Genomic DNA, 22,596 nt, shown 5'->3' with positions numbered 1-22,596 from the left:
GTCAGCAGGTCTGGCGCACGTACCCCCCGCTGCCCGGCGTGGAGACGTCGACGTCACGGCGGACGACGCTGACGCGGTCGCCGTAGGCGCAGGCGTTCTTGAGGCCGGCGCTGGTGTACTCGATGAAGATGGCGTTGTTGCCGAAGGCCGCGATGTAGTCGGAGCACTCGTTCCACCGCGGGTCGCCGCATTCCTCGGCGATGGCGAAGTCGAGCCCGTTGGCCTTGTGGTTGCCCGCGAGTTCGACGGTGTTCTTCTGGGCGACGGCGAGGCCCTTGGCGTGGCCGTGCTGGGACAGGAGGCGGATGTAGGACTGGGCGTGGTCGGCCGTGATCCTGCCCTCGACGACGTCGCGCGTGTAGGTGTCGTAGTTGTCGAGCTCCACGGCGTTGAAGCCCTTGGAGGCGCACTGGTCGATGAGGCCGTTGATCTTGGCGGCGATCCGCTGCCGCTTGGCGTCGGTGGTGATGTCGAGGATCACCTCGTCCCAGTCCGGGTCGACGATCGGGCCGCCGCTGTCGGAGAGCAGCAGGTCGCTGTCCCAGTCCTGCGGGCCGCCGACGTCTCCCTCCTGCTGCGTCTGGAAGGCGTTGACGTAGCAGATGTTGTACAGACCGGCCGCCGGTGACGCCTTGACGTCGCGGCTGACCACCTTCACTCCGGCGGGCGGTGTGTACGCCCCGCCGATCTGGTAGTCGAAGGGCGCGTTGACCGGCGGCAGCGACACGGCGGGGGCGGCCCCGGCGGTGGCCGGGCCGAGGGTGGCGGCGACAGCGCCGAGAGTGGTGGCCGCGACGACACCGGCGAGGATCGACCGGTTCCTGGTACGGCGACGGGAACGCATGGGGACTCCAGGGGGAAGGGCGGTCAACTGGGGCGGTTCCGCGTGGCGGAGTCGCCGTCGATGGCGGGCGGGGCCGGCCGCGGCGGGGGGAGCGGCTCCGGCCCCGCCCTCCGGGGCGCCGCGAGCGGGGGGCTCGTCGGCGCGGCTCGGGGGTGGGACAGGGGGGCGGGCTTCGGGAAAGGCTGGTCGGGAGAGCGCGGCTCCCCGCCGGACGGCCCCGGCCGGCGGGGAGCCGGTGGGTCAGGCGCCGGCGGCCAGGCTCAACTCGGTGTCCCAGTACGCCTGCGGGGGCAGCGAGTCCCACGGGTTCTGGGCGGCGAGGTTGTCCGGGGTCACATAGATGTGTCCGGCGTTGCGCTGGCGGGAGAAGTTCATCATCTCGCGCATGCTGTTCTGGTCGGGCACGTCGTACACCATGTGCCAGATCTTGTCGGCGGGGGCGGTGGCCTCCCACGCCTGCGGGCGGTGGTTGCGGTAGGAGCTGCCGCTGCCCTCGAAGGTGACCAGGGTGTCGGCCGCCTGGCTGTAGCACTGATCGACGCCCGTACCGGGGTTGTCGACGACGATCGCGGCGGCGCCGCGGAGGCCCTCGACGTACCGCTTCAGCTCGATGTAGCGGTTGACGTCGACGTTGCCGGAGCCGCACCGGGCCAGGCCCTCGTCGAAGAAGATGCCGGCGACGCCCGCGGAGCCGTAGAGCCGGTACCAGGTGTCGACGTCCCCCTTGATCTGCCGCATCCAGTCGTTGGGGTTGGTGGAGCCGGTCCGGGTGGTCATGCCCGTGGTGCCGAAGTACCCGGTCGGCACGTAGCCGATGACCTTGATGCCCGCCGAGGTGGCCCTTCTGATGACGTTGGTGTACTGGCTGTCGACACCGCCACCGGGGCCGTTGTCCGGGTTGGCGATGGCTATCCCCGCGCGGGTGCCGGCCGCGATGAGCCGGTCCCAGGTCGCGCCGGGGTAGAAGTACGCGGGTACCGAGACCTTCTGGGCGGCTGCCTGCACCTGGGCGGGCGCGGCGTCGGGAGAAGCGGTGGTCGCTAAGGCGGGGGCGGAGACCAGGGACAGTACTCCGGCGACGGCGAGCGCCGTACACGTCAGGAGCCGGGAAGAACGCGATGCCATGGTGATCCCTCTCTTCGTGGGGAACCGGGGCCCGGTGCGTGCGTGTGTGCGGTCACGTGCGCACATGGGGACGACGGCCGTATGCGGGTGGTGCGGGGGACGACGGGCGCGGGATGCGTCCGCCGGGTCGGGGTGCGGGCGAGACGCCGGCCCGGGTCAGCCGCCGGTGGACGCGCAGGTCAGCGGCGTGCGGTCGGTGGGGCGGCGGTCCTCGTGCGGGGGCAGGTGGAACGAGTGACCGTTGCCGGGGTTCGTCTCGGCCCTCTGTCGGCTGCCGTTCCCCGGCGTCCCGTTCCGGGGACGGCGCTGGGCGGTCCGGTCACCGACAGTGGTACAGACCAGAGGTGTTTTCGAGTGTGTCATGAGCATGTCTGACGACCTCCGTCGGCAGGGCATGAGTGGGGGAAGGTGACACGCGGGGGGGTTCGCACTTCCTCATCGCCGACGGACGGGAGCGCTCCCGCATCACTGTAGGAGTTACCCCCCTGCCCCACAAGGCTTCGGGTGACGCAGTGCAACACCTCCTGCCGCGAAAGTCATCGCACCACCGGCCCGAGCCGGAGCGGGATGCCGCATCCGTGCCGCTTTGACCGTTCAGGGGATCGAGCCGAGCCGGCGGAGGTATGCCGGATTCATCCCCGACTCCCCACCCATCCCTCAGCGGCGCGAAGTCATGACCTGGGACTTCTCCCACCTGCGCACATGACCTCGCCATTGGTTCAGACCTCAGGAGGCGCCGGCCTCGAACCACCACCGTCGCCGGAGAACGCGGAGGCGGCGCCGCGCAAATGCGCAACCCGCATGAGCGCTGCGATGGCCGGAAAACCTGTTCGACGAATATGACAAACCCCACCACATCGACCATTCCCCTCGGGAGGCCCCAAGGTGCCGCGCCCGAACGGGCGTGGCACAACCTCGCAGCTCAGGAGGGAAATTGGTTGCACCAATACCGAATGGTCGAACCAGTGAATGCCCGGTGCCGACGGAAAACGGACAGGCGATTTCGCGCCGGACAGAAGGCGACACACAGTGACGCCCGACGGAGTCCGTCGGGCGTGCTCGGGGCGATCGTCAGGGCGCGGACCGCGGCCGGTACGCCGGTACGCGGTGGGCGGCGCGGCATACCGGCGGCGAGGGGCGCGGCGGACCGTCGCCGCGGGAGCGGACGGCCGGGCCGCGGGGTGGCGACGGCCGGCCGACCCGCGTCGGCTCGGGGAATGCGGACCGATTCAGGGAATCCGCGGGTGCCCATTCCTGGACTGGGGCGGAACTACCACCATGGTCGTCGTCACACCGATCTTCCGAAGGGCCGCGACCATCGCGGCATTCGCGTGCGAGTCGGTCACCAGAGTGTGCACCGATCCGGTGTCGACGATCTTCGCCTGGCGGACCCGGCCGAGTTTCGTGCTGTCGGCGACGACTATCCGGTGTTCCGCCTGCTCCAGCATGATGCGGTCGATCTCCGCGCCGCGTGTGCTGTGCCGGGTGAAACCCGCTTCGGGGCTGATCCCGTCCGCGCCGACGATCGCGAAGTCGAAGCGGTAGGAACGCAACGACTTCTCGGCGCCCTTTCCGACCAGGTCGTTCGAGAGCGATCTCGCGGTCCCGCCGGTGACGACGACCTGGACCAGTTGCCGCGCCATGAGCGATGTCGCGGTGTCCAGCCCGTTGGTGACGACCGTCAGATCGCTGCGGGCGGCCAGGCTCTTGGCGACGAACCCGACCGTACTGCCGCCGCTCAACGCCATGACCAGCGGCCGGGAGGGGATGAGGGAGGAGGCCAGGGCCCCGATACGGCGTTTGGCCTCGGTGTTCTGCGAGTGCCGCAGACTCACCGGAAGCTCGGCTCCGCGCCGGGCCGCGGTGATCTTGCCGTAGGAGCGGCGTATGAGCCCGGTGCTCTCCATCACCGCCAGATCACGTCGGACGGTGGCACCGGAGACACCGAGAATGTTCGGCAGGAAGCGGACCTGGAGTTCACCGCGCTGCGAAAGCAGCGTGAGCATGACCGAGATGCGCTCGTCGCGTTTCCGGTCACTCATCGGCTGCTCCGCTGAACAAGTCCGCCAGAAATCCGGCCGGATCCACCATGAACAACAGTGGGCCACCTTTTGCCACTCGAATATGCCGAAAGGGCGGGGCTCGAATCTTGGTTACCAGATTTCATGGATTTTCCGTATGGCTGTACCGGCGGAGTTCCGCCAAGCGGCAATGGATTTCTGGGGCGCTCTTCGGCCGCCCGGAATTCGCCTGTTCCTCCGGCACCATCCGCAGCGTCACGACAGGCGGGCCGCAAAGGCCCGCTACATACCAACCAAGCGCCCACTGCGCGAGGCAGCAGACTGTTTCACCCACCGGTGGCAGGCACTCACCCGACAGCTGCCTCTTCGTCCGTTCGGCGGGATTCCCTCTCGCATTGCCCGGACGGACCGTCGGAGGCGACGATTTTGATGCAACTGTAAGGGCGCTCTATCGCATGGCTATCCCTTACGTGCTGAAGTGATCAATCAGACTGAGCATTTCAGGCCGTCGCGTATCCGCAGCTCAACGATTCGGGGACATATACCCCCAGCCCCGTCGGCCGGGCAGCGCCGCACCACGGCGGGCGTCGCGCCCGGCGATCCGCGCGGTACGCGCAGGCCGACGGCAACTCTCTCTCGTACACGCTCCGTGCGTACCAGGGAAAATCCCTAGGACGAGTCGCCGGGCTGTCAGGGACCGTGGTGAGGGAGCAGCGACGCGGCGCCCCGGACGGGGTCCGCCGACGTCAGGCCGCTTGCCGAGGCCGTGACGGACGGTTCCGGGCGCTCTCTGCCCACCGTTCGGATGGATATATCCTGGACTTCGCAAACCGGCCCATGACGGACCGCTTGTCACGGAGCGTGACGCCATCCTTCGAGCGCCGAGGCGGTGAAATGGACGACGATCCGTCCCGGCCGTTCGTCGGCCGCTTCAGAGAGCTGGAACGGCTCCGCAGCGCGGCGGCCACAGCGACGGCGGGCACTCCGACCGTCGTCCTGGTCTCCGGCCCCATGGGCATCGGCAAGTCCGCCCTGGTCGACACGTTCGTCGCCTCGGTCCACGAGCACTTCAGCGTGCTCTCCCTGGAAGGCTCGGCGCACGAGAAGAACAGCCCCTTCGCCGCCGCCGACCGGCTGCTGGCCCCGGTGCGCCCAGGCGGCCTCGGCGCCGCCGGGACGGGCGGCGGCCGGACGCGCGCCGGCGCGGCGCACGAGGGAGGCGACACCGCCGATCCGTCCGTGCTCGACGTCGGCGCCGAGCTCCTCGGCGCGCTCGACTCCGCCCGCCCCGTCCTGCTCCGCCTGGACGACGCCCAGGACGTCGACTTCAACACCCTTCAGGCGTGCGGCTTCGCGCTGCTGCGGCTCCGCGGCGACCGTGTGCTCGTCGTCATCGGCACGGACCGGCCCGCGCGCACCGTCGCCGACATGGGCATCAAAACGATGGAGCGGCGGCTTGAGCGCATCGAACTGGGCGGCCTGACCGTGCCCGAGGCCCGTTCGTACGTGCGTGAGCGGCTCGGCCGGACTCCCTCCGAACCATGGGTGATGACCCTGGTGGAGTGGAGCCATGGCAACCCGCTCTATCTGGAGGCCGTGCTGGGCGCACTGCCCGGCGTGCCGGCCGACCGCCTCGCGATCCGTATGCCCTCGTCCCTGGCCGAGGTGGTGGCCGAGTGGGCCCGCACGTCCGACCCGGCCGGCCGCCGGATTCTCGACCTGCTCGCGGTGCTGGACACCCCGGCCCCGGTTCCGCTGCTCAGCCGCCTCCTGGAGTCGGACACCGTGCTCGCGGACGCGCAGCCGCTGGCGGACCGGCACATGGTGGTCTGGTCGCAGGAGAGCGGTGTGCCACTGCTGGGCCTGCTGCACACGGGCCAACGGCAGGCGCTGTACTCGGCGCTGTCCCAGCCCGAGAGGTCCCGGCTGCACCGCCGGGTGGCCGACATGGTCGAACCACCGGAGCGGTGGTGGCACCAGGTGGCCGCCGCCGAGCGATTCGACCCGGGCCTCGCGGCGACGCTGCGGACCGCCGCCCGGCAGGAGGCGGAGGCGGGGCAGTTGGCGCTGGCCGCCCGGTGCAGCCTGGCGTCCTCCCAGGTCGATCCGAGTTCGAGCGGGCGGCAGGAGGCGCTGCTGAGCGCCGTACGGTTGCTGGTCGTGACGGGGCAGTACCAGTCCGCCCTCCACCACCGGGAACGCGTGCTGCACACGCCGACGGGTGCTCGCCGCAGCGAGGTTCTCGGCCTCCTGGACTTCGCCGCGGGCCAGGACACCTCCGCGCACCGGCAGTTGCGGGAGGCATGGACGGCCTACGAAGCACTCGGCGACCGCGGGAGCGCGGCGGTCGCGGCGGCCGAATCCGGCATGACGGCCTGCTCGTTGGGGCGCGGTGAGGAAGCCATGGCGTCCTCGGTGTTCGCGCTCAGGCACAGCCCGGACGATGTCGTCCGGGGCATGGCCCACGCCAACGCGGCCTACGGGCAGGCGCTCGTCAGCAGCCCGGCGCGGGGACTGCTCCGTCTGGGGCACCTGCCCGACGATCCCGCCGACGTCCCCTCCGCGGAGACCGACTCCCTCACCTACCGCGGCATGTTCCGGATGCTCTCCGGCGACCTGTCCGGCGCTCTCGGCGACCTCTCGGTGGCCGCGCGCCGGCGGAACTGGGGCATGTCGCGGATCTCCATGACCGGCCCCCTGCTGTACAGCGTGTGGTGCCACTTCTTCCTGGGCGACTGGCGGGCGGCGGGGCGGACGCTGTCCGTGGCGCGCGACGTGGCGCGGACGGCCGGCCGGCCGATGGACTTCTTCGCCGTGCACGGCCTGAGTTCGGTCCTGCACGCCTTCGCCGGGCAGCCGCAGGAGGCCTCCGCCGACCTCCTCGAGGCCGCGGAGCTGGAGCTCTCGCTGGATTTCCCGGGGCCCGGGTTCCACCTCTCCGCCACCCGGGCGATCGTGGAGTTCGGGGCGCGGAACTACGAACGGGCGGCTTCCCACCTCGACCGCGCCTACCGGGATCCCGCCCACGCCGGCCGCGCCCGGCTCTACGCACTGCCGCATCTGCCGATCCTGGGCGTCGCCCGCGCGCGCAGCGGCGAGGTCGAGCGGGCCGCACAGGTGCTCCGGCGGTTGGAGGCCGCCGACGGCCGGGGCGCGCTGCACCCGATCGCGTGCGACTGGGTCCGGGGGGCCGTGGCACGGGCCCGGGGCGACTTCGACGGTGCGGCCCTGGCCTACCGGAACGCCCTGGCCGTGCCGCACGGTTGCGGCGATCCGGTGCTGATCAGGACGCTCGTACGGTGCGACCTGGGCGAACTGCTGCTGGAGCGGGGCGAGACGGACTCCGGAGCGGCGGCCCTGCGCGAGGCGGAGTCTAGCTTCCGGGTCATGGGCGCGGACGTCCTCGCGGAGCAGGCCCGCTCGCGCGCCGGGGACGGACCGGGGACGACCACGACGGCACGTGATGTCTGGGGGGACCTGTCGGACCGTGAGAAGGACGTCGCCGACCTGGTGGCCCGGGGCTGGACGAACCGTGAGATAGCGGCCGAACTCTGTCTGAGCGCGAAGACCGTCGAATACCACCTGGGCAACATCTACACCAAGCACGGCCTGCGCGACCGGCGCGAGCTCCGCGACCTCGTGCAGGAACGGCTGGCCTGAGGCTTCACGCCGGTCCGCGTCAGAACCGGCAGGGCCGGCCGTCGACCCGGACGTCCGAGAGCCAGGGTCCTTGCCGCCGGCCGCGCAGCACCAGCCCTATGGTGACGGTGGCGCCCGCCGCGTACGTCCGGTTGTAGGTGTCCGCCGTCACGGCGACCCGGTCTCCCCGCGTCGTGGCCCGCCCGTGCCAGACCCGTTCGGCCTCGGCTCCTTCGGCGAGCGCGAAGCTGACCACCCAGCCCTCCTCCAGCGCTCTGCCCGGTACGAGGGTGAGGTCGGCCTGTATGCCGTCGGGCCAGCTGTTGCTCACGTTCAGGCGCGCCGGACAGACCGGGGGCGGCGGATCCGCGGACGGCTCGTCGGCGGGAGGCTTCTCGTCCTGCGAAGCTCCGGGCGAGGAGCCGGGGGTCGTACCGGGCGAGGAGCCGGGCTTCGCGCCGGGCGTCGACGAACGTGCCGAGGGCGACGGGCTGTCCGTCGGACGGGCCGAGACCGTCGCCGTCCTGCCGTCCGTCGGCCCGCCGGCCCCGGTCGGTACGGGAACGGGCCCGGCCGGCCCCGGCGACGCCGCCCGCGGGGGCGCGTCGCCGTCGCTCGTGGCCCCGGCCACGACGATCGTCGGCAGCAGTACGGCGACGGCGACGGCCGCCACCAGCCGCAGACGGCCGCCGAACGGCGCGGCGCGAGCGGCCCGTGCCGACGGGTGCTCCGTATCGTCGTCCCGGCCGGTGGGCGCGGCGGCCCCTTCGGCGAGTTGCTGCCGCCTGCGGGAGACGTAGACGGAGCCGCGCCAGGGCAGTACGGCCTCGGCGGCCAGGACGGGGAGCATCGGGTTGCCGGGGCTGAGGCAGGTGAACGCCTCGGTGCAGCCCGCGCATCCGTCGAGGTGCTGGAGCAGGTCCGCGGGGATGGTGGGGGCGCACTCGCGGGCGGCGGCGTCCAGCAGTCCGGCGTACGAGCGGCAGACGGGGTCCGGCTGCTGGAGGGAGTGCGTCACCCGGCAGCGCTCCCGGAACCGCTCGGTGACCCGGTCCACCTCCACCGAGACGTACTCCTCCGGCCGGGCCAGTCGGCGGGCGAGTTCCGCGACGGGAACGCCTTCCACGCAGCTCCACCAGAAGAGTTCGCCGTCGGCCGGCTCGAAGTCCCGCAGGCCGCGCAGGGCGAGGGAGTCCGGAGCCCGACCCGTCCGGCGCTCGGCCCGGTCGCGGCTCATCCACTGGGCGAGGCCGGGGGCCAGGACCGCCGCCCTGCTCCCGGTGGTGGCCCACACGGCGGCGGTGTCCAGGACGCGCCGGAGTGCGACGGGCACGGTGGGCAGTGTGCCGGGTCGCTCGCCGCCTCTTCGCGGGCTGTGCAGTTCGTGGCTCGCCGACTGGGCGGCGAGTTCCGCCGCCGCGGCACCGTCCTTGGTGCACAGCCGCGCGTACGTCAGGACGGGACCGGGCTCGGCTTCCCAGAGGCGGCGCCCCAGGTCGGGCAGGGGCGGCGCGACATCGAGGATCGAGCGGCGCTTCGGCAAGGGGTCAGCGGGCCAGTTCGACAAGGGTCCTCTTTCATGGATGGCTCCGAGAAGCGAAACCGCCCGCCGACGGCGGCGCGAAGGGGCGCTCCACGCGCCGGGCCCGGTGTCTCCGTGCGCGTTCGTGCCGCTTCGACAGTGCCACGGCCTCTGGGCCGGGACAAGATTCCCCGGGTGCGCCGGGGCTCGGGCCGCCGGCTCGCGAGGAGTCGTGGCGTCGGGCGTCGCGGAGGCGGAGGAGCCGTTCCGGGCGTCTCGCGGAGCGGGGGCGGCGGGGGCTGGTCCCCCGGTGCTGACGTGCCCTCACCTGCCGTTCCGGACAAGCTGCTTGGCCTCTCCGGCGGTGACTCTCCGTAGCGGCGGTCAGGGGCCCTCGCGCCGCCGGCGGAGTCGCGGTCCGCGACCCACCGGTCCCGCCGGAGGAGCCCGTCCGCCGTCCCTCCCGACGCGCGGCACGGGCGTCCGCGCGGGGGCGGCCACCAGGTCGCGCCGGCAGGGCGGGCCGGCTCCGGTCCGTCACCCTGCGCAGCGCCTGGGGTATGCGGCGCCGATCGTCTCCCGGCCGCCCGGACGCCGTCGCGAGGGCGTTCCGACGCGGACGGCCGGGCGGGGTCGGCCCAGCCTCACGGGCCGCGGGTCGTCCGCGGCCGGGGCTCGGGGCGTGAGCGGGCAAACGTTCACCTTATGGCGAGCAGCGGTCCGCACGCGAACGGGAAGTGCTCACCTCGCGCGAGCGATCTTCACCCCATTTCAGGTCCGGCATTTCTCGGCGGAGCCTGGAAAACTCCCTCTTTGGCCCCGGAACGCGCCCGCACGTCCATCGCGAGAACCTCCGCGCCTCCGCACCCACCGGGATAACTCACCGGTAACAAAGAACGGTTCACAAGGGCTTCCTCGATAATAAAATGGGCAGAGCCCGGCAAAACGCCTCTTCCTCAACGGCATTCACAACAACTCCTTCCCGAACCGGGCTTTCTGTTGAACCGTTCCGGCCGTCGGCTGCAAGATGAAGCATCTTCGGCACGACGGAGCCGGCCGGTCCCCTCCCCCCACCTCTCCCCCGCCTCACCGGCGGGGCCCCGGGACGCCCGCCTCGTCCGACCTCCCGGCCCGACCCCGGCCACCGCTCCGCGGGAAATCCCCGGCGGACCGAGTGCCGCCGTGTCCCGTCGTGGCCGAGTGCCCGCAGTCCACGCCGCGGAGGCGAATGCGCGTGGGACATGCCCTTTCGAGCGACAGGAGTTACCGCGCATGGGAAGCAGGAAACGGAAGACCGGGCTGGCGCTGATCACGACCGCCGGAATCCTGGGGGTCGCCTGTGCGGCCACTCTCACCATCGGCTCGGCGGGCGCCGCCCCCGACAGCACCGGAAGCCACTGCGCCGGCAACGTGGACAACGACGAGCAGAAGTGCTTCGACACCCAGGCGGAGGCGGAGGCGTACGCCGCCCAGCGGATCAAGGACGGAGCGGGCAGCGCGCAGACCGGAGTCGAGCAGCCGACCGACGTGGTGATCGGCACGCTCTTCGAGAACTGGCGCTTCGGTGGCGCCTCGTTGACCCTGTGGGGCAGCCGCCCCTGCAACGACGACGACACGGCCGAGTTCTACTACAACCTCCCGCAGGAGTGGCAGGGCAAGGTGTCAGCCGTGCAGGGCTGGGCGGAGTGCGACGTCGTCCTGCACGACAAGCCGTACATCGAGGGCGAGGGCTCCCAGCCCTTCCCGCAGCTGACGCCGGTCATCGACGGGCCGTGGAACGACATCGCCCAGTCCGTCGAGTTCCGGTGACGGGAGAGACAGTGACCGACAGCACACACACCGAGGCGCGCCCCTCCCCCCGCACGGGTGCGCGGGCGATGATGTCGCGCAACCGTGCCCGCGGAGCGGCCGTGCTGGTGGCACTGGTCACCACCGGGGCCGGTCTGATCGCGATGCCCTCCGCGCAGGCGGCCGACACCCGCCCCAGCGACGCCGAGCTCCTGTCGAAGTGCGACAACGGAACGAAGTTCTGCGTGTTCCACCCCTCCGGCTCGATGGAGAAGGTGGCCGGACCGACCCGGAAGGTGGGGGACGAGGACTACAACTGCACCTCCCTCACCCAGCGTTCGAGCATCGGATGGTCCGACACCACGGAGGAGTCCAACAGCCTCGGACTCTCCATGACCGTCGGCCTCGGCTGGGAGGGCGTCTTCAGCACCAGCATCACGACCTCCTACGAGCACACGTGGCGGCACGCGACGACCGAGAGCTCCACCACCTCCGTGGACGTGCGGCCCGGCCAGGTCGGCTGGGTGACGCGCACCCCGGACATGCAGAAGGTGAAGGGGACCTACGAGCTGATCTTCAAGGACCGCTTCCACGGCAAGCGCTACTGGTACGTCCCGTTCGAGGCCACCGGCCCCCTCGGCACCAGCAGCATGGCGCAGCGCACCCGGCCCATGACCGATGAAGAGAAGGCGAACCACTGCTGACGGCATGCGCCGCGCAGGCCCGACGAAGGAGATCCTGAACCATGTCGCGTACCCGTGCCCGCTGGGCGGCCGTACTGGCCGCCGTCATCACCGGCGGCAGTGTAATCGCCATGCCCTCCGCCCAGGCCGCGGACACCCGCCCCAGCGATGCCGAGCTCCTGTCGAAGTGCGACAACGGAACGAAGTTCTGCGTGTTCCATCCGGCGGGTGACGCGGACATCGTGCCCGGCGAGGCGCACCAGGTCGGGGATGTCGCCTACAACTGCACGGAGGATCCGCAGATGTCCAGCCGGACGTGGGAGGACACGACCGGCGAGTCGAACACCATGGGCGTCTCGCTCCGTCAGGAGCTGGAGAGCAAGTTCCCGTTCGGGCCGGTGTTCAAGCTGGCCTTCGAGGAGTCCTACAAGCGCACCTGGGCGAGCTCGCACACCGAGACCCAGACCACCCTGCTCAACGTCCCGGCGGGCGAGGTCGGTTGGGTGACGCGCGCACCCCGGATGCAGAAGGTGAAGGGGACCTACGAACTGATCTTCAAGGACCGCTTCCACGGCAAGCGCTACTGGTACGTCCCGTTCGAGGCCACCGGCCCGACCTCGGAGCAGCCCAGCGTCAAGACGCAGCGGAGCCGGGCGATGACGGCGGAGGAGCGGGGCATGTACTGCGCGTAGACGTTCCGTCCGGTGACCGGCAGGGGTCGCCGGACAGCCCCCCGCGGAGCGGGACGACGACGCACGCGCCCCTGTGCGCTCGTCCCGCTCCCCCCGGCGTGCCGGCCCGGTCACTTCGGTGACCGGGCCGGCACGCCGCCTCCGCCCAGCGCCGTCGCGGCGGGGAGCGGGATGTCGGCGGCCCGGGTGAGAGCGGCGAGCAACTGCTGCAGACCGGGCGGTGTGGCCAAGGTGCTCCAGATGGCGGAGTAGTGGCAGGGCGGAGCGTCGTCCAGGGGGAGCGGCACGAGTCCCTGCGCGGGTTGTGCCATGTACGAGGACGGCTGGAGCATCACGGCTTCGCCGCTGGTGAGCCGGGAGTGCGCGATGCTGAGCCAGGTCTCCCGCACTTCGGTGGGGGGAGCCGTCGTGGCCGCGAGCCGCTGAACGGCGCGCCAGTGGCCGGGATGGCTGGAGCGCGGCCAGCTGAGCCACTCGTATCCCGCGAGGTCCGCCACCACGAGCCGCTCCCGGCCGGCCAGCGGGTGCTGGGCGCCCACCACGGCACACCAACTCTCGCGGGCCACCGCACGGCTGGTGATGCGGCTCGCGCGGAATCCGAGCTCCAGGCCCACTCCGAGGTGGACGCGCCCCTCGGCCACGGCGTTCCTGAGGCCGACCTCGGTGTGCTGCTCGCTGCGCAGCCGGAGTTCGGGGGCGGTGCGTTCGAGGAGGCCGACGGCGCGCGGCAGCAGCCGGTGCTCGACGGAGGCGGTGTGGCCGATCAGGAGGATCGCGCCCTTGTCGACGCCGGCCTCCCGGGCGTCGTTGATCGCCTCGTCCATGGCCTGCAGGACGGGTTGCATGCGTTCCAGGAGGAGTTGCCCCGACGGGGTCAGTCCGACGTTGCGTGTGGTGCGGAGGAACAGTTGCATGCCCAGGCTGGCCTCCAGGGAACGGACTTGGGAGGAGACCGCCTGCTGGCTGAGGAAGAGCCGCGCTCCGGCACGGGTGAAGCTCAGTTCCTGAGCGACCACCATGAAGGTCCGGAGGAGGCGGATGTCGATCAGATCGGCTTCCTGCTTCGCGTCGCCCATGTGCGTTCCTTTCTCCGGCCCCGCCGGGGCCCTATGTCGCCGGCCTTCGCCGAGGGGGACGGCAGGTCCGTCGGCCGGCCGGGAACGGCGGGGCCTGTCGTCCCTCCACTCTTGGCACGGCCATGCTGTCCGTCCGGATCACGGCACGTTCTGCCGGGCCCGCGACGGCGGCGGCGCGCCGTCGTACGGCGGTTGCGCGCGGACGGCACCGATGTGCGCGGCGGCCGTACCGGATGGAGCCGTCACACTCCGCACGGTCCCGACAAATCCTGTGAAAGTCCAGCTCAGCGGCGTAGACGCGGCAGGGGCGGCAGGAGTGCGGCGATGCCCGGCGGCGGCCGACAGGCGGTGTACGCCGTCGGATCGCGCCGATACCGCGAGGGCCGGGTGCGCTCGTTTCACTCACGGAACCTGAGCGGTTCGCCACCGGCCGCCGAGCCGGCGACGCCGACGCGGGACCGCCCGCCCCGCGCTCCGTCCCCCGGGCGACGGGGCGGAACCGGAATGGCCTGAGCCGGGGGCGGGCGGTCCGGATGAAGGCGTTCAGAGCCAGCCGAGCGCCCCGAACACGACGAGGGCGAGCGCGTCGATGCCGAGGATGACCCCGACCGTGATGGCCTTGGTGCGCACCTTGGGCATGTCGTGGACCAGGAAGCAGGCCAGGAAGAACGGCACGTATCCGACGAGGAAGAGCACGAACGGGAAGCCGGCCTGCCACCAGCTCCACTCCCAGGTCAGTACGCCGGCCTTGTTGAGCAGTATCTCGACGCCGACGGCCGCGGCCGAGTTGGCCGCGATCAGCACCGGACGGTTCGGCAGCCCCAGGATGCGGGTCTCGCGCGGGGGCAGGAACTTCGCCGCCACGATGCCCATGACGGCGAACATGAAGCAGATCTCGATGTTCAGCCCGATCAGGATCTGGTAGGCGGTGTCCCCTCGCGCACCCCAGACCGGGGCCCGGCCGGTGAAGTGGAAGACCAGTGCGTTCCAGATCTCGTTGAACCAGTCCATGCCCCAGAGGGCGAGACCGGCGAAGAGCACGTTCCAGTTCCTGCGCTCGACCTCCACCGCGTACACGTAGAGCACGAGCAGCAGAAGTGGGATCACATACCACTCGAACTGGCTCGCGTCACGTAGTTGTTCCAGGGCCGCACGCGCGTTGTCCGTCATCGCTTCCTCGTCTCCGTATGGCTGCCGCGGCCTGACGGCGCAGCCGCTGTCACCGGACGACGGACGGGCCGGACGGCGACGACAGCCCGATTACCGGTCGGTAACTGTGGTGGCCGGGGCCCGCCCGGTCAAGAGGGTGCGAGGCGCCGCGCCCCGGGGCGGAGGCGACGGCCCGCCACCGCTCAGGGAGACCGGCCGGGCCGAACCGCGCCCGGACGGGCGGGAGAACGGCGGCCACCCGGCCCGGCGCGGCCGGCGGCCCCCGTGTCCCGCCGGCCGGGAGCCCCGCCGCGTCCCGCCGGCCGGCAGCCCCGCCGCGTCCCGTGCACGAGGGGACCCCGGCCTGACGGCGGGTCACACTGCTCAGCGCGCGTGCGCGCTTTCCCGTACGGCGCCCGGCCTCACGACCGGAACCGGGCGGCGCCGGCTACCGGCGTACGGCTCAGCCGGTGATGCCGGAGGACGCCTTCTCCACCTTCGCGGCGTCGACCGACTCACCCGCCGAGGGGGTGGCCGGCACGTCGAAGGTCTCGCCGAAGCCCGACAGCCGGATTGCTTCCTTCTTCCCCGTCGTGGCCTTCAGCAGGTACGGAGCGCCCTCGGTGGCGACGTAGTAGACGTTCGTCCTCTTCTCGGCGCCCTGGCCTTCCTGGACCTCGACCGCGACCGCCTTCTGCCCGTCGACCGTGGCCACCGGCCCCTTCACCGCTTCGGGCGCGTCCTTCGCGAACGCGCCCCCGGCCAAGGCGTCCCCGAGCATGCAGGTCGCCGAGACCATGAGCAGGGAGAACGAGGACTCGGAGCTTCCGTACAGGTACTTGCCCTTGGCCTCGGGCACCTTCGCGAGGGTCTGCTTGCCCTCCGAGGTGTTCCAGTACGCGTCCTCCATCTTGAGCCACACCTTGTCCCCCTTCTTCAGGACCTGGCTCGTCGTGCCCAGGTTGGTGAAGGTCCCGGCGCAGTTGCCGGAGGTGTCCATCCTGAAGTCGGCGGAACCGGTGTCGCCGCCGTCCGCGGTGATCCGCCAGGTCCCGGCTTCCTTGAGAGCCTTCAGGCTCGCGCGCAGGATCTCGTTCGCGGGGCGCTTCTCCACTCCGGAGGGCGCGCTGCCGCCCTTGCCGCCCTTGCCCTCCGGCGCGTCGTCGCCGCGCTGGTCACCGCTCTTACCGCCGTCCCCGGCCGGGCTGCCGCCCTTGCCCTCGCTCTTCCTGTCACCGCTGCCGCTGTCGCCGCTGCCGCTGCCGCCGCCGCACGCGGTGACGCCCAGAACGAGCGCCGCGCACATCGCGGCCGTCAGGGCACTGCTCTTCGTCCTCATGGAATGCTCTCTCGTCGATCAGATGGGGTGGAGCGCCTCCGCAGGCGCGGCCGGCTACGGCCGACGTCGCGGACGACACGGTTCCGGCCCCTGGGGACGGTCACGACTAGACCACGCGGCACTGACAGTGCGGCCGGTTGGAACAGCGGTTGCGGAGGCGAGCATTCCGGCCGAACGGAGGGAGCCGCGAGAACAATGCCCGAGGCATTCCCGCAGGTCAGAGAGAGTGGGTGGCGTTCCTGGCGAGAAAGAGGAGAGCCCGTGCGGCACGTTCTCGGCAGCGTACGGAACGCTCACAGGCACTGAGCGGTGAGGCCGGCGCACCCGTCGAGGACCCAGCGGACCGCCCGATGGGTGCGACGGGCGAGGGGCGGCGGGTCACGGGGTCGGGCTGTCGGACGGGTCCGTCCGACTCGGTGTCCCCGATCGGTGACAGAAGCGGCAGAGGGGGTAGGCGGCCGGTATGAACGCTTCTTCCGTTCCTCTCGCGGCCGACGTCACTCCATCCCTCCTGTTGATCATGATCGGCATCGTGGTCGCCGTGCTCCTGCTGGGCGCGTTCTGGCTCGGCAGCCGCCGCGCGGCACGCCGCAAGGACCCGGGGGTCCGGCCCTCGCCGATGGACCAGAACCCGCAGGCCGCCGCGCGGCAGGACTCGTGGCAGACACCCGACGAGCGTCCGGACCGCTGACCGCGCCCCGCGCCGCCGACGTCGCGCGCCCGGTGTGTCCGGCCGACGGACGCACCGGGCGGCTCGATCCCCGCGCGGCTGAGGGCGAGGAGGTCGGACGTGCCTCCGCTTCAGCCCTGGACGTGCTCCCGCTTCAGCCCTGTCAGCCGAGCACGTCTCCGGCGGGGTCGTCGGCCAGCAGGACCGCGGCGACGATCTGCTTGCCGACGGGCTCCCGTCGTACGGTGAAGCTGTGGCACACGGCCATCACGATCTCCAGACCGTGCTGCCCGATGCGGGTCGGGTCGGGCGCCAGGATGGAGGGCAGCTTCGGGTTGCTGTCCCACACGCCCACCCGGACCGCACCGTCCTCGACGTCCAGCGTCAGCAGGCAGGGACCCGGGGCGTACTTGCGCACGTTGGTCACCAGCTCGGTGACCACGAGCTGGACCGTGCCCATCACACGGCCCGACACCGGCAGCCCGTGGACGCCCTGCACGTCTCCGAGGAACGCGCGGGCGACGTCGCGGGCCTCCGCGATGTCCTCGCCGCCCTCGAAGACGGCCGACACCCCCAGGGTCCCGTCGCCCCTCGACTGCTGATGGTCCTGCGCCGTCCGGTACATGCAACCGCCTGATCTGAGAATCGTCCGACCACCCTCGTATACCCGGGGAACCGCAGGTGACTCCCGGCCGCCGCGAAGCTCCGGCACGTCGCCCGTCGCGCCCGCCGTGACTCGTCGGGTGAGCCCCCTCGAAGGGTCAGTCCTCGTCCGACATGCCGGTGCGGAGCTTGCCGATGATGCGTGTGAGCAGGCGCGAGATGTGCATCTGCGAGAGTCCGAGGCGCTCGCCGATCTGGGCCTGGGTCAGTTCCTGGCCGAAGCGCATCTGCACGATGAGCCGTTCGCGCTCGTTCAGCGTCTTCATCAGCGGGGCCAGCGCGTGGATGTTCTCCACCAGTTCCATGCCGGGATCGACATCGCCCGTCACGTCGGCGTGGGTGCGGCCGAGGGAGCTGCCCTGCTCCGTCTCGGTGGGCAGGTCCAGGGAGTCGGCGACGTAGCCGTTGGCGGCGACGAGGCCCTCGACGACCTCTTCCTCGCTGATCTCCAGGTGGGCCGCCAGTTCGGCGACCGTGGGATCGCGGTCCAGCCGGCCGGCCAGGTCCTCCTTGGTCCTGGCGAGGGTGACGCGCAGCTCCTGGAGGCGGCGCGGGACGTGGACCGACCAGGTGGTGTCGCGGAAGTAGCGCTTGATCTCGCCCACGATGTACGGGATGGCGAACGAGGTGAACTCGACCTCCCGCGACAGCTCGAAGCGGTCGATCGCCTTGATCAGGCCGATGGTGCCGACCTGGATGATGTCCTCCATCTGGCCGTTGCCGCGGTTGCGGTACCGCTTCGCCGCGAAGTGCACCAGGGACAGGTTCATCTCGATCAGCGTGTTGCGCGCGTACTGGTACTCCGGAGTGCCTTCCTCCAGGACGTGCAGTCGGCCGAAGAACAACTTGCCCAGTGCGCGGGCGTCCTTGGGGGCGACCTTCAGCGGTTCGTCGATCCGCGGAAGCGGCGGCAGCGGTTCCGTGTCCGGTTCCGCGGTCTGTATGGACGTGGTCATGAAGATCGTTCCTCCGCCGGTTCGCGCCCCTTCGATCCCCCTGGGGCAAGCCACGCTTACCCGTGATGAGGGGCCTCACTCGCCTGGTGCGGCATCCGCTCGAAGGCCGTCGTGGCAGGGGGGCGGGCAGGGGGTGCCCCCGGCCTCCGGGCAACGTGGTTTCCTTGGAGCCCGACGCGTGCGAGGAGTGATGATCAGCCCGGTGACCGTTGACCTGGATTCTGTCGCGGGGGTGCGCGGAGACGGCCTTCCGGCCGCCCTGTCCGACCCGCTGCGGCTGGCGGCGGTGGCCGCCACCGGTCTGCTGGACACCGGGCCCGAGGAGGTCTTCGAGGACCTCGCGTCGCTGGCGGCGCGGGTGACCGGGTCGGGCCGGGCCTTCGTGACCCTGGTCGACGGGGAGCGCTCGTTCTGGAAGTCGTGCGTCGGGGTCGACGCGACCGCTGCGGCGGACCGTCAGAACCCCGTCCGTGAGAGCTTCTGCTACTTCCTGGTGGGGCTGGGCGGCGAGCCGTTCGTCGTGCACGACGCGGCCGGCGACCCGCGTACCCGCGACCATCCCTCGGTGGGGCCGATGCGCATCGGCGCCTGGGCCGGCTTCCCCCTCCTGGCTCCGGGCGGTGAGGTGTTGGGGAGCTTCTGCGTCATCGACGACTCCCCCCGGATCTGGTCGGACGCCGACCTGACCACGCTGGAGACCCTGGCCCGCTCGGTGTCCGCCGAGATCCACCTGCGCCAGTCGCTGGAGTCCGCCCGGCAGGCCCACCGCGTCTCCGCCCGACTCGCCCACTCCCTCCAGCAGGGCCTGCTGCCACCGGCCCTGCACGCGATCCCCGGTCTGGAGACGGCCGCCTCCTACCTCCCGGCCTCCGCCGGCGGCGTCACCGGCGTCGAGGTCGGCGGCGACTTCTACGATCTCTTCCCCACCCGCGGCGCGTCCTTCGCCGCGGTGCTCGGCGACGTGTGCGGCAAGGGCGTGGAAGCGGCCAAGGTCACCGCGATGGCCCGCTACACCGTGCGGGCCATCGCCTCCCGGGCCCCGTCGCCGGCCGCGCTCCTGGGCGAGCTGAACACCGCGATGCTCACCCAGCACGCGCCCCGCTTCCTGACCGCCGCCTACACGGCCTTCCGGCTCACGCCCGCCGGGCTCGCGGGCCGGATCAGCCTGGCCGGGCACCCGCCCGCGCTGGTACGCCGCGCCGACGGACGCGTCCACCGACTCGGCGCGCCCGGAACACTCCTGGGGGTGGTGCCGGACGTCCGCCTCGCCGACGTCAGGTTCCGGCTGGCCCCCGGAGACCTGCTGCTCCTGTACACCGACGGCGCCTGCGAGGCCCGCCCCCGGCCCGGCTCGCCGCTGGGCTCCGCGCAACCGGTGTTCGGCGAGGACGAACTCGCCGCCGCACTGGCCGGCACCCGCGGCCTGGACGCCGAGACCACGGTCAAGGAGATCTGCGGCGCGCTGGCCGCCCACCACGGCGGCTGGGCCAGCGACGACACGGCCCTGCTCGCGCTGCGCGTGCCCCCGTCGTCATGACCGCCGGACCGGGCTCCCGGGACGGGCGGACCCGTCATGACGCCGCCGCGCCGAACCCGCCGGGCCCGCCGACGGACCACGGCCTGCTCGTACTGGAGACGTGCTTCGGCAGCCCGCTCGCCCAGGTGCTGTCCCTGCGGGGCACCGTCGGCATCAGCGACGAGCGGGAGCTCGAAGCCGCCTTCGCCCGGGCCGCCGCGCCCGGACATCCCGTCATCGTCGATCTGGGCGCCCTGTACTTCGGCGACGAGGCCCTCCTCGGCCTGCTGCTCGACCTGCGCGGCAGCCGGCACACCCTCCTCGTCGGACCGCTCAGCCCGTCCTTCGAACGCCGCCTGGCCCGTACCGGCACCCGCGACCTGTTCACCGTCCACCCGTCCCTGACCTCGGCACAGGCGTCCCTGGCCCCTTGATCGTCCGCCCCGGCCCCCGCGCTGACGCGGTGTCACGCCCGACCATAATGAGCGCATGTCACACCACGAGCCCCGAAGAGACGACGCCTCCCCGCTGCCGGTGCTCGCCCCCGCCGGCGACCTGGACCACGACTCCCTCGACCCCTGGCGGACGGCCATCGACGACGCCGTCACGACGCACGGCGGCCTGGTCCTGGACGCCGGCGGCATCACCTTCGCCGACTCCGCCTTCCTCCAGGTGGTCATCGCCACCCACCACGCGGCCGACCTGCGGATCGCCGCCCTCCCGCCGGGGGTGCGCCGACTGTTCGCCGTGGTGGGCGTCGACACCTTCCTGAACCTGTACGCCACGGTGGACGACGCCCTCGCGGCCCCGCCCTCGGCGTGACGCACCCCGCGCGCCGCGGAACGGAGGAGCGCCCCGGGCGGGCGCTCCCCGGGGGCACCCCGTCGTCGCCCCCGACCACGCCACCACCCCGGTCAACCCGCCGCCTCCCCAGGACCAGGGCACTACCTGCCGGGAAGGGCGGTGGCCTCGTGCACGAGCCAGGCGATGGCGTGAGGTCCGGGCCGGTAGGACGGTGCGTGCTTCCAGATCCGGGCGTAGATGGCCCGCAGCTGGTCCTCGACCGGTGTGCCGGGTTCGGCCCGTTCCCTGGCGATGCCCCACAGCATGGGCGCCGTCAGATCGTAGAGCGTGGAGAAGGCGCTGCGGCCACCGTGGGCGACCTGTACGAGGAGGTCGTCGAGGCTTGTGCCGGAGGTCTCGCCGACCGGGCAGGCGTGTTCGGGCGCTGGGGTGTACGGGCTGATCCGCCGGAGGCCGGAGGATGTACCGGTGGAGCGATGGTTCACCCGGGTCACCCTACGGGCTGTCCCCCACGCCGTGCAGGCGCTCCACGACAAACGCGGCTCCCGGCCCGCACGCGTCGCGTCAGTCCTCGGGCAGCCAGCCGCGCTCGCGCAGCGCCGCCGTGAAACGGCCGTAGCCGTCGTCCAGGGCGGAGCGCTCGTCCGGCTCCGGCTCGACGAGGGCGCCGGCGCGCACCATGGCCTCGGCGCTCGCCGAGAGGTTCTCGTGCAGCGTGCCGCTCGCGGCGAGGAGTGCGGCGCCGAACGCCGTCTCGGCCCGCTCGACGACCCGGACCGGGCGGTTCAGGACGGTGGCCCGGATCGCCGTCCACACCGGGCTGCGGCTGCCGCCCCCGGCGGCGTACAGGGGGCCGGACACGGGGATGCCGAGGCGTTCCACCCGTTCCAGGGCCAGGCGTTCCACGAAGGCGACCCCTTCTAGCGCGGCCCGGTGGGCCTCCGCCTCGTCGCGCGGGGAGCCCAGCGCGAAGCCGCGCGCCGCGCCGGAGACGAACGGGAACCGTTCTCCTTCCCGGCGCAGCGGATAGCACACGTACGCGGCGGGGCCGCGCGCCCCGGCGGCGGCGTCCAGTGCGGGCAGGCGGGCCGGGTCAACGTCGGCCAGGCACTCGCCTCCGGTGTTGGACGCCCCGCCGGGGAGCCACCACCCGTCGGGGTGGCGGTGGCTGTAGAGGGCTCCGGTCGCGTCGCGGACGAGGTCGGCCGAGACGCCCTTGAGGACGTACGTGGTGCCGAGGACGCCGACGAACCGGCCCGGCTCGACCGCCCCCGTGGCGATCTGGCCCGCGCAACCGTCCGTCATGCCCAGGCGTACGGAGCACCCTTCGGGCAGTCCGGTGGCCTCGGCGGCGCGCGGGCCGACGCGTCCGGCCTCGGTGCCGGGGGCCCGCACGTCCGGCAGCAGGGCGAGCGGGAAGTCGAACGCGTCGAAGACCTCGTGCGCCCATTCCCCGGCCAGGGGGTCGTAACCGGTCTTGAGGGCGTGGCTCCAGTCGGCGGGGACGGGACGGCCCGTCAGCTCGCGGCCGACGACGTCGGGTGTGTGCAGGACGTGGCGCAGGCCGGAACCGTACGTCCGCAGGCACCGGACCGCCCGCCCGAGGGCCGCCGTGGGCCCCACCGACAGGCCGAGCGCGTCCCAGCGGGCCCTGCCGGCCCGCTGCGCCTCGGCGTTGGCGTCGGCCGCCCGCCGGTCGTCGTACATCAGGGCCGGTCCGAGCGGTTCGCCGTCGGCCCCGGCCGGCACGATGGTTCCCGACGTGGCGGAGACGGCCACCGCGACCACCTCGCGTCCGCCCCGCGGCAGGGCGCTCGTGGTGCGGCGCAGGGCGGACCGTACGGCGGGCCACCAGGACCGGGCGTCCTGCTCGCTGGCGCCGTCGCCGCCGCGCACGGGAGGCGGCAGGTCCCGGCGCGCCTCGGCGAGCACGTGGCCGCGTCCGTCCACGCAGAGCACGCGGACGGAGGCGGTGGCCACGTCGACGCCGATCACGGCCGGCGAACGGGGTGCGGTCGCGTGGGGTTCACCGCTCATGGTGGAGATCGCCCTTCTCCGGCGGGACGGCGTGCTCGACGCGTCCTCCGGCCGGAGCGTTCGCGCCCTGGG

General features: G+C 72.1%; 19 protein-coding genes. 8 read left to right on the top strand and 11 right to left on the bottom strand.

Translation table 11 applies throughout. The features are described 5' to 3' along the window. Position 1: 1 nt before the first annotated feature. The 3 genes from EES43_RS28175 to EES43_RS28165 form a co-directional block, all read right to left on the bottom strand. A complete protein-coding gene (locus EES43_RS28175; RefSeq protein ID WP_124271375.1) occupies positions 2–844 on the bottom strand; it encodes an endo alpha-1,4 polygalactosaminidase in 843 nt (280 codons plus the stop codon). Between the two features lie 240 nt (positions 845–1,084). Continuing rightward, positions 1,085–1,969, bottom strand: coding sequence for a spherulation-specific family 4 protein (locus EES43_RS28170; RefSeq protein WP_164493297.1), 885 nt, complete (start codon positions 1,967–1,969; stop codon positions 1,085–1,087). Between the two features lie 1,229 nt (positions 1,970–3,198). Further along, a complete protein-coding gene (locus EES43_RS28165; protein WP_124271373.1) occupies positions 3,199–4,011 on the bottom strand; it encodes a DeoR/GlpR family DNA-binding transcription regulator in 813 nt (270 codons plus the stop codon). Between the two features lie 873 nt (positions 4,012–4,884). Here EES43_RS28165 and EES43_RS28160 point away from each other — a divergent pair. After that, on the top strand, positions 4,885–7,650 hold the full coding sequence (locus EES43_RS28160; RefSeq protein ID WP_164493296.1) for a helix-turn-helix transcriptional regulator: 2,766 nt from the start codon (positions 4,885–4,887) through the stop codon (positions 7,648–7,650). 19 nt (positions 7,651–7,669) lie between these two features. On the opposite strand, the gene EES43_RS28155 is transcribed toward EES43_RS28160, so the two are convergent. Next, positions 7,670–9,196: a cellulose binding domain-containing protein gene (locus tag EES43_RS28155; RefSeq protein WP_124271371.1), complete on the bottom strand. Its 1,527-nt coding sequence runs from the start codon at positions 9,194–9,196 to the stop codon at positions 7,670–7,672. 1,227 nt (positions 9,197–10,423) lie between these two features. Here EES43_RS28155 and EES43_RS28150 point away from each other — a divergent pair. From EES43_RS28150 to EES43_RS28140, 3 genes are read left to right on the top strand one after another with little or no spacing between them, the layout of a single operon-like run. After that, on the top strand, positions 10,424–10,960 hold the full coding sequence (locus tag EES43_RS28150; protein WP_124271370.1) for a hypothetical protein: 537 nt from the start codon (positions 10,424–10,426) through the stop codon (positions 10,958–10,960). A gap of 11 nt (positions 10,961–10,971) precedes the next feature. After that, the gene (locus EES43_RS28145; protein WP_241192557.1) at positions 10,972–11,643 is read left to right on the top strand and encodes a hypothetical protein; all 672 of its coding nucleotides are present in this window, start codon (positions 10,972–10,974) and stop codon (positions 11,641–11,643) included. A gap of 41 nt (positions 11,644–11,684) precedes the next feature. Further along, positions 11,685–12,314, top strand: a complete 630-nt coding sequence (locus tag EES43_RS28140; protein WP_124271369.1) for a hypothetical protein — start codon at positions 11,685–11,687, stop codon at positions 12,312–12,314. Positions 12,315–12,424: 110 nt separating this feature from the next. On the opposite strand, the gene EES43_RS28135 is transcribed toward EES43_RS28140, so the two are convergent. The 3 genes from EES43_RS28135 to EES43_RS28125 form a co-directional block, all read right to left on the bottom strand. Next, positions 12,425–13,390, bottom strand: coding sequence for a LysR family transcriptional regulator (locus EES43_RS28135; protein ID WP_124271368.1), 966 nt, complete (start codon positions 13,388–13,390; stop codon positions 12,425–12,427). 543 nt (positions 13,391–13,933) lie between these two features. Next, positions 13,934–14,560, bottom strand: a complete 627-nt coding sequence (locus EES43_RS28130) for a hypothetical protein (protein ID WP_124271367.1) — start codon at positions 14,558–14,560, stop codon at positions 13,934–13,936. A gap of 442 nt (positions 14,561–15,002) precedes the next feature. Further along, positions 15,003–15,878, bottom strand: coding sequence for a hypothetical protein (locus EES43_RS28125; protein WP_124271366.1), 876 nt, complete (start codon positions 15,876–15,878; stop codon positions 15,003–15,005). Between the two features lie 463 nt (positions 15,879–16,341). Here EES43_RS28125 and EES43_RS28120 point away from each other — a divergent pair, with 463 nt between their 5' ends. Continuing rightward, the gene (locus tag EES43_RS28120) at positions 16,342–16,569 is read left to right on the top strand and encodes a DUF6479 family protein (protein ID WP_124271365.1); all 228 of its coding nucleotides are present in this window, start codon (positions 16,342–16,344) and stop codon (positions 16,567–16,569) included. 142 nt (positions 16,570–16,711) lie between these two features. On the opposite strand, the gene EES43_RS28115 is transcribed toward EES43_RS28120, so the two are convergent. Beyond that, positions 16,712–17,173 (bottom strand): ATP-binding protein, encoded by a 462-nt coding sequence (locus EES43_RS28115; protein WP_124271364.1) that lies wholly within the window; start codon positions 17,171–17,173, stop codon positions 16,712–16,714. A gap of 136 nt (positions 17,174–17,309) precedes the next feature. Then, positions 17,310–18,167 (bottom strand): RNA polymerase sigma factor SigF, encoded by an 858-nt coding sequence (locus tag EES43_RS28110; protein WP_124271363.1) that lies wholly within the window; start codon positions 18,165–18,167, stop codon positions 17,310–17,312. A gap of 202 nt (positions 18,168–18,369) precedes the next feature. On the opposite strand from EES43_RS28110, the gene EES43_RS28105 reads away from it, so the two are divergent. From EES43_RS28105 to EES43_RS28095, 3 genes are read left to right on the top strand one after another with little or no spacing between them, the layout of a single operon-like run. Beyond that, on the top strand, positions 18,370–19,704 hold the full coding sequence (locus tag EES43_RS28105) for a PP2C family protein-serine/threonine phosphatase (RefSeq protein ID WP_241192556.1): 1,335 nt from the start codon (positions 18,370–18,372) through the stop codon (positions 19,702–19,704). Next, complete coding sequence (locus tag EES43_RS28100) at positions 19,701–20,117, top strand: STAS domain-containing protein (RefSeq protein ID WP_124271361.1); 417 nt, start codon at positions 19,701–19,703, stop codon at positions 20,115–20,117. Before EES43_RS28105 ends, EES43_RS28100 begins: the two co-directional genes overlap by 4 nt. A gap of 55 nt (positions 20,118–20,172) precedes the next feature. Continuing rightward, positions 20,173–20,505 carry an STAS domain-containing protein gene (locus EES43_RS28095; RefSeq protein ID WP_124271360.1) on the top strand — a complete coding sequence of 111 codons (333 nt, stop codon included), beginning with the start codon at positions 20,173–20,175 and terminating at the stop codon, positions 20,503–20,505. Between the two features lie 122 nt (positions 20,506–20,627). Here EES43_RS28095 and EES43_RS28090 read toward each other — a convergent pair whose 3' ends face one another. Both EES43_RS28090 and EES43_RS28085 read right to left on the bottom strand, forming a co-directional pair. Next, a complete protein-coding gene (locus EES43_RS28090; RefSeq protein WP_124271359.1) occupies positions 20,628–20,972 on the bottom strand; it encodes a sigma factor in 345 nt (114 codons plus the stop codon). A gap of 79 nt (positions 20,973–21,051) precedes the next feature. After that, positions 21,052–22,524: an FGGY-family carbohydrate kinase gene (locus EES43_RS28085; RefSeq protein ID WP_124271358.1), complete on the bottom strand. Its 1,473-nt coding sequence runs from the start codon at positions 22,522–22,524 to the stop codon at positions 21,052–21,054. Positions 22,525–22,596: the final 72 nt, after the last annotated feature.

The organism is Streptomyces sp. ADI96-02 (assembly GCF_003846185.1).
GTDB lineage: Bacteria > Actinomycetota > Actinomycetes > Streptomycetales > Streptomycetaceae > Streptomyces.
The sequence above is the reverse complement of the archived record's forward strand: the minus strand, read 5'-3'. Positions and strand labels throughout refer to the sequence as shown.

What these genes read in the sequence shown, in the direction of transcription:
- EES43_RS28125 (WP_124271366.1), bottom strand. Translation starts at nt 15,878, where the DNA reads ATGAGGACGAAGAGCAGTGCCCTGACGGCCGCGATGTGCGCGGCGCTC.
- EES43_RS28170 (WP_164493297.1), bottom strand. Translation starts at nt 1,969, where the DNA reads ATGGCATCGCGTTCTTCCCGGCTCCTGACGTGTACGGCGCTCGCCGTC.
- EES43_RS28165 (WP_124271373.1), bottom strand. Translation starts at nt 4,011, where the DNA reads ATGAGTGACCGGAAACGCGACGAGCGCATCTCGGTCATGCTCACGCTG.
- EES43_RS28160 (WP_164493296.1), top strand. Translation starts at nt 4,885, where the DNA reads ATGGACGACGATCCGTCCCGGCCGTTCGTCGGCCGCTTCAGAGAGCTG.
- EES43_RS28100 (WP_124271361.1), top strand. Translation starts at nt 19,701, where the DNA reads ATGACCGCCGGACCGGGCTCCCGGGACGGGCGGACCCGTCATGACGCC.
- EES43_RS28115 (WP_124271364.1), bottom strand. Translation starts at nt 17,173, where the DNA reads ATGTACCGGACGGCGCAGGACCATCAGCAGTCGAGGGGCGACGGGACC.
- EES43_RS28150 (WP_124271370.1), top strand. Translation starts at nt 10,424, where the DNA reads ATGGGAAGCAGGAAACGGAAGACCGGGCTGGCGCTGATCACGACCGCC.
- EES43_RS28085 (WP_124271358.1), bottom strand. Translation starts at nt 22,524, where the DNA reads ATGAGCGGTGAACCCCACGCGACCGCACCCCGTTCGCCGGCCGTGATC.
- EES43_RS28095 (WP_124271360.1), top strand. Translation starts at nt 20,173, where the DNA reads ATGTCACACCACGAGCCCCGAAGAGACGACGCCTCCCCGCTGCCGGTG.
- EES43_RS28140 (WP_124271369.1), top strand. Translation starts at nt 11,685, where the DNA reads ATGTCGCGTACCCGTGCCCGCTGGGCGGCCGTACTGGCCGCCGTCATC.
- EES43_RS28110 (WP_124271363.1), bottom strand. Translation starts at nt 18,167, where the DNA reads ATGACCACGTCCATACAGACCGCGGAACCGGACACGGAACCGCTGCCG.
- EES43_RS28135 (WP_124271368.1), bottom strand. Translation starts at nt 13,390, where the DNA reads ATGGGCGACGCGAAGCAGGAAGCCGATCTGATCGACATCCGCCTCCTC.
- EES43_RS28130 (WP_124271367.1), bottom strand. Translation starts at nt 14,560, where the DNA reads ATGACGGACAACGCGCGTGCGGCCCTGGAACAACTACGTGACGCGAGC.
- EES43_RS28120 (WP_124271365.1), top strand. Translation starts at nt 16,342, where the DNA reads ATGAACGCTTCTTCCGTTCCTCTCGCGGCCGACGTCACTCCATCCCTC.
- EES43_RS28175 (WP_124271375.1), bottom strand. Translation starts at nt 844, where the DNA reads ATGCGTTCCCGTCGCCGTACCAGGAACCGGTCGATCCTCGCCGGTGTC.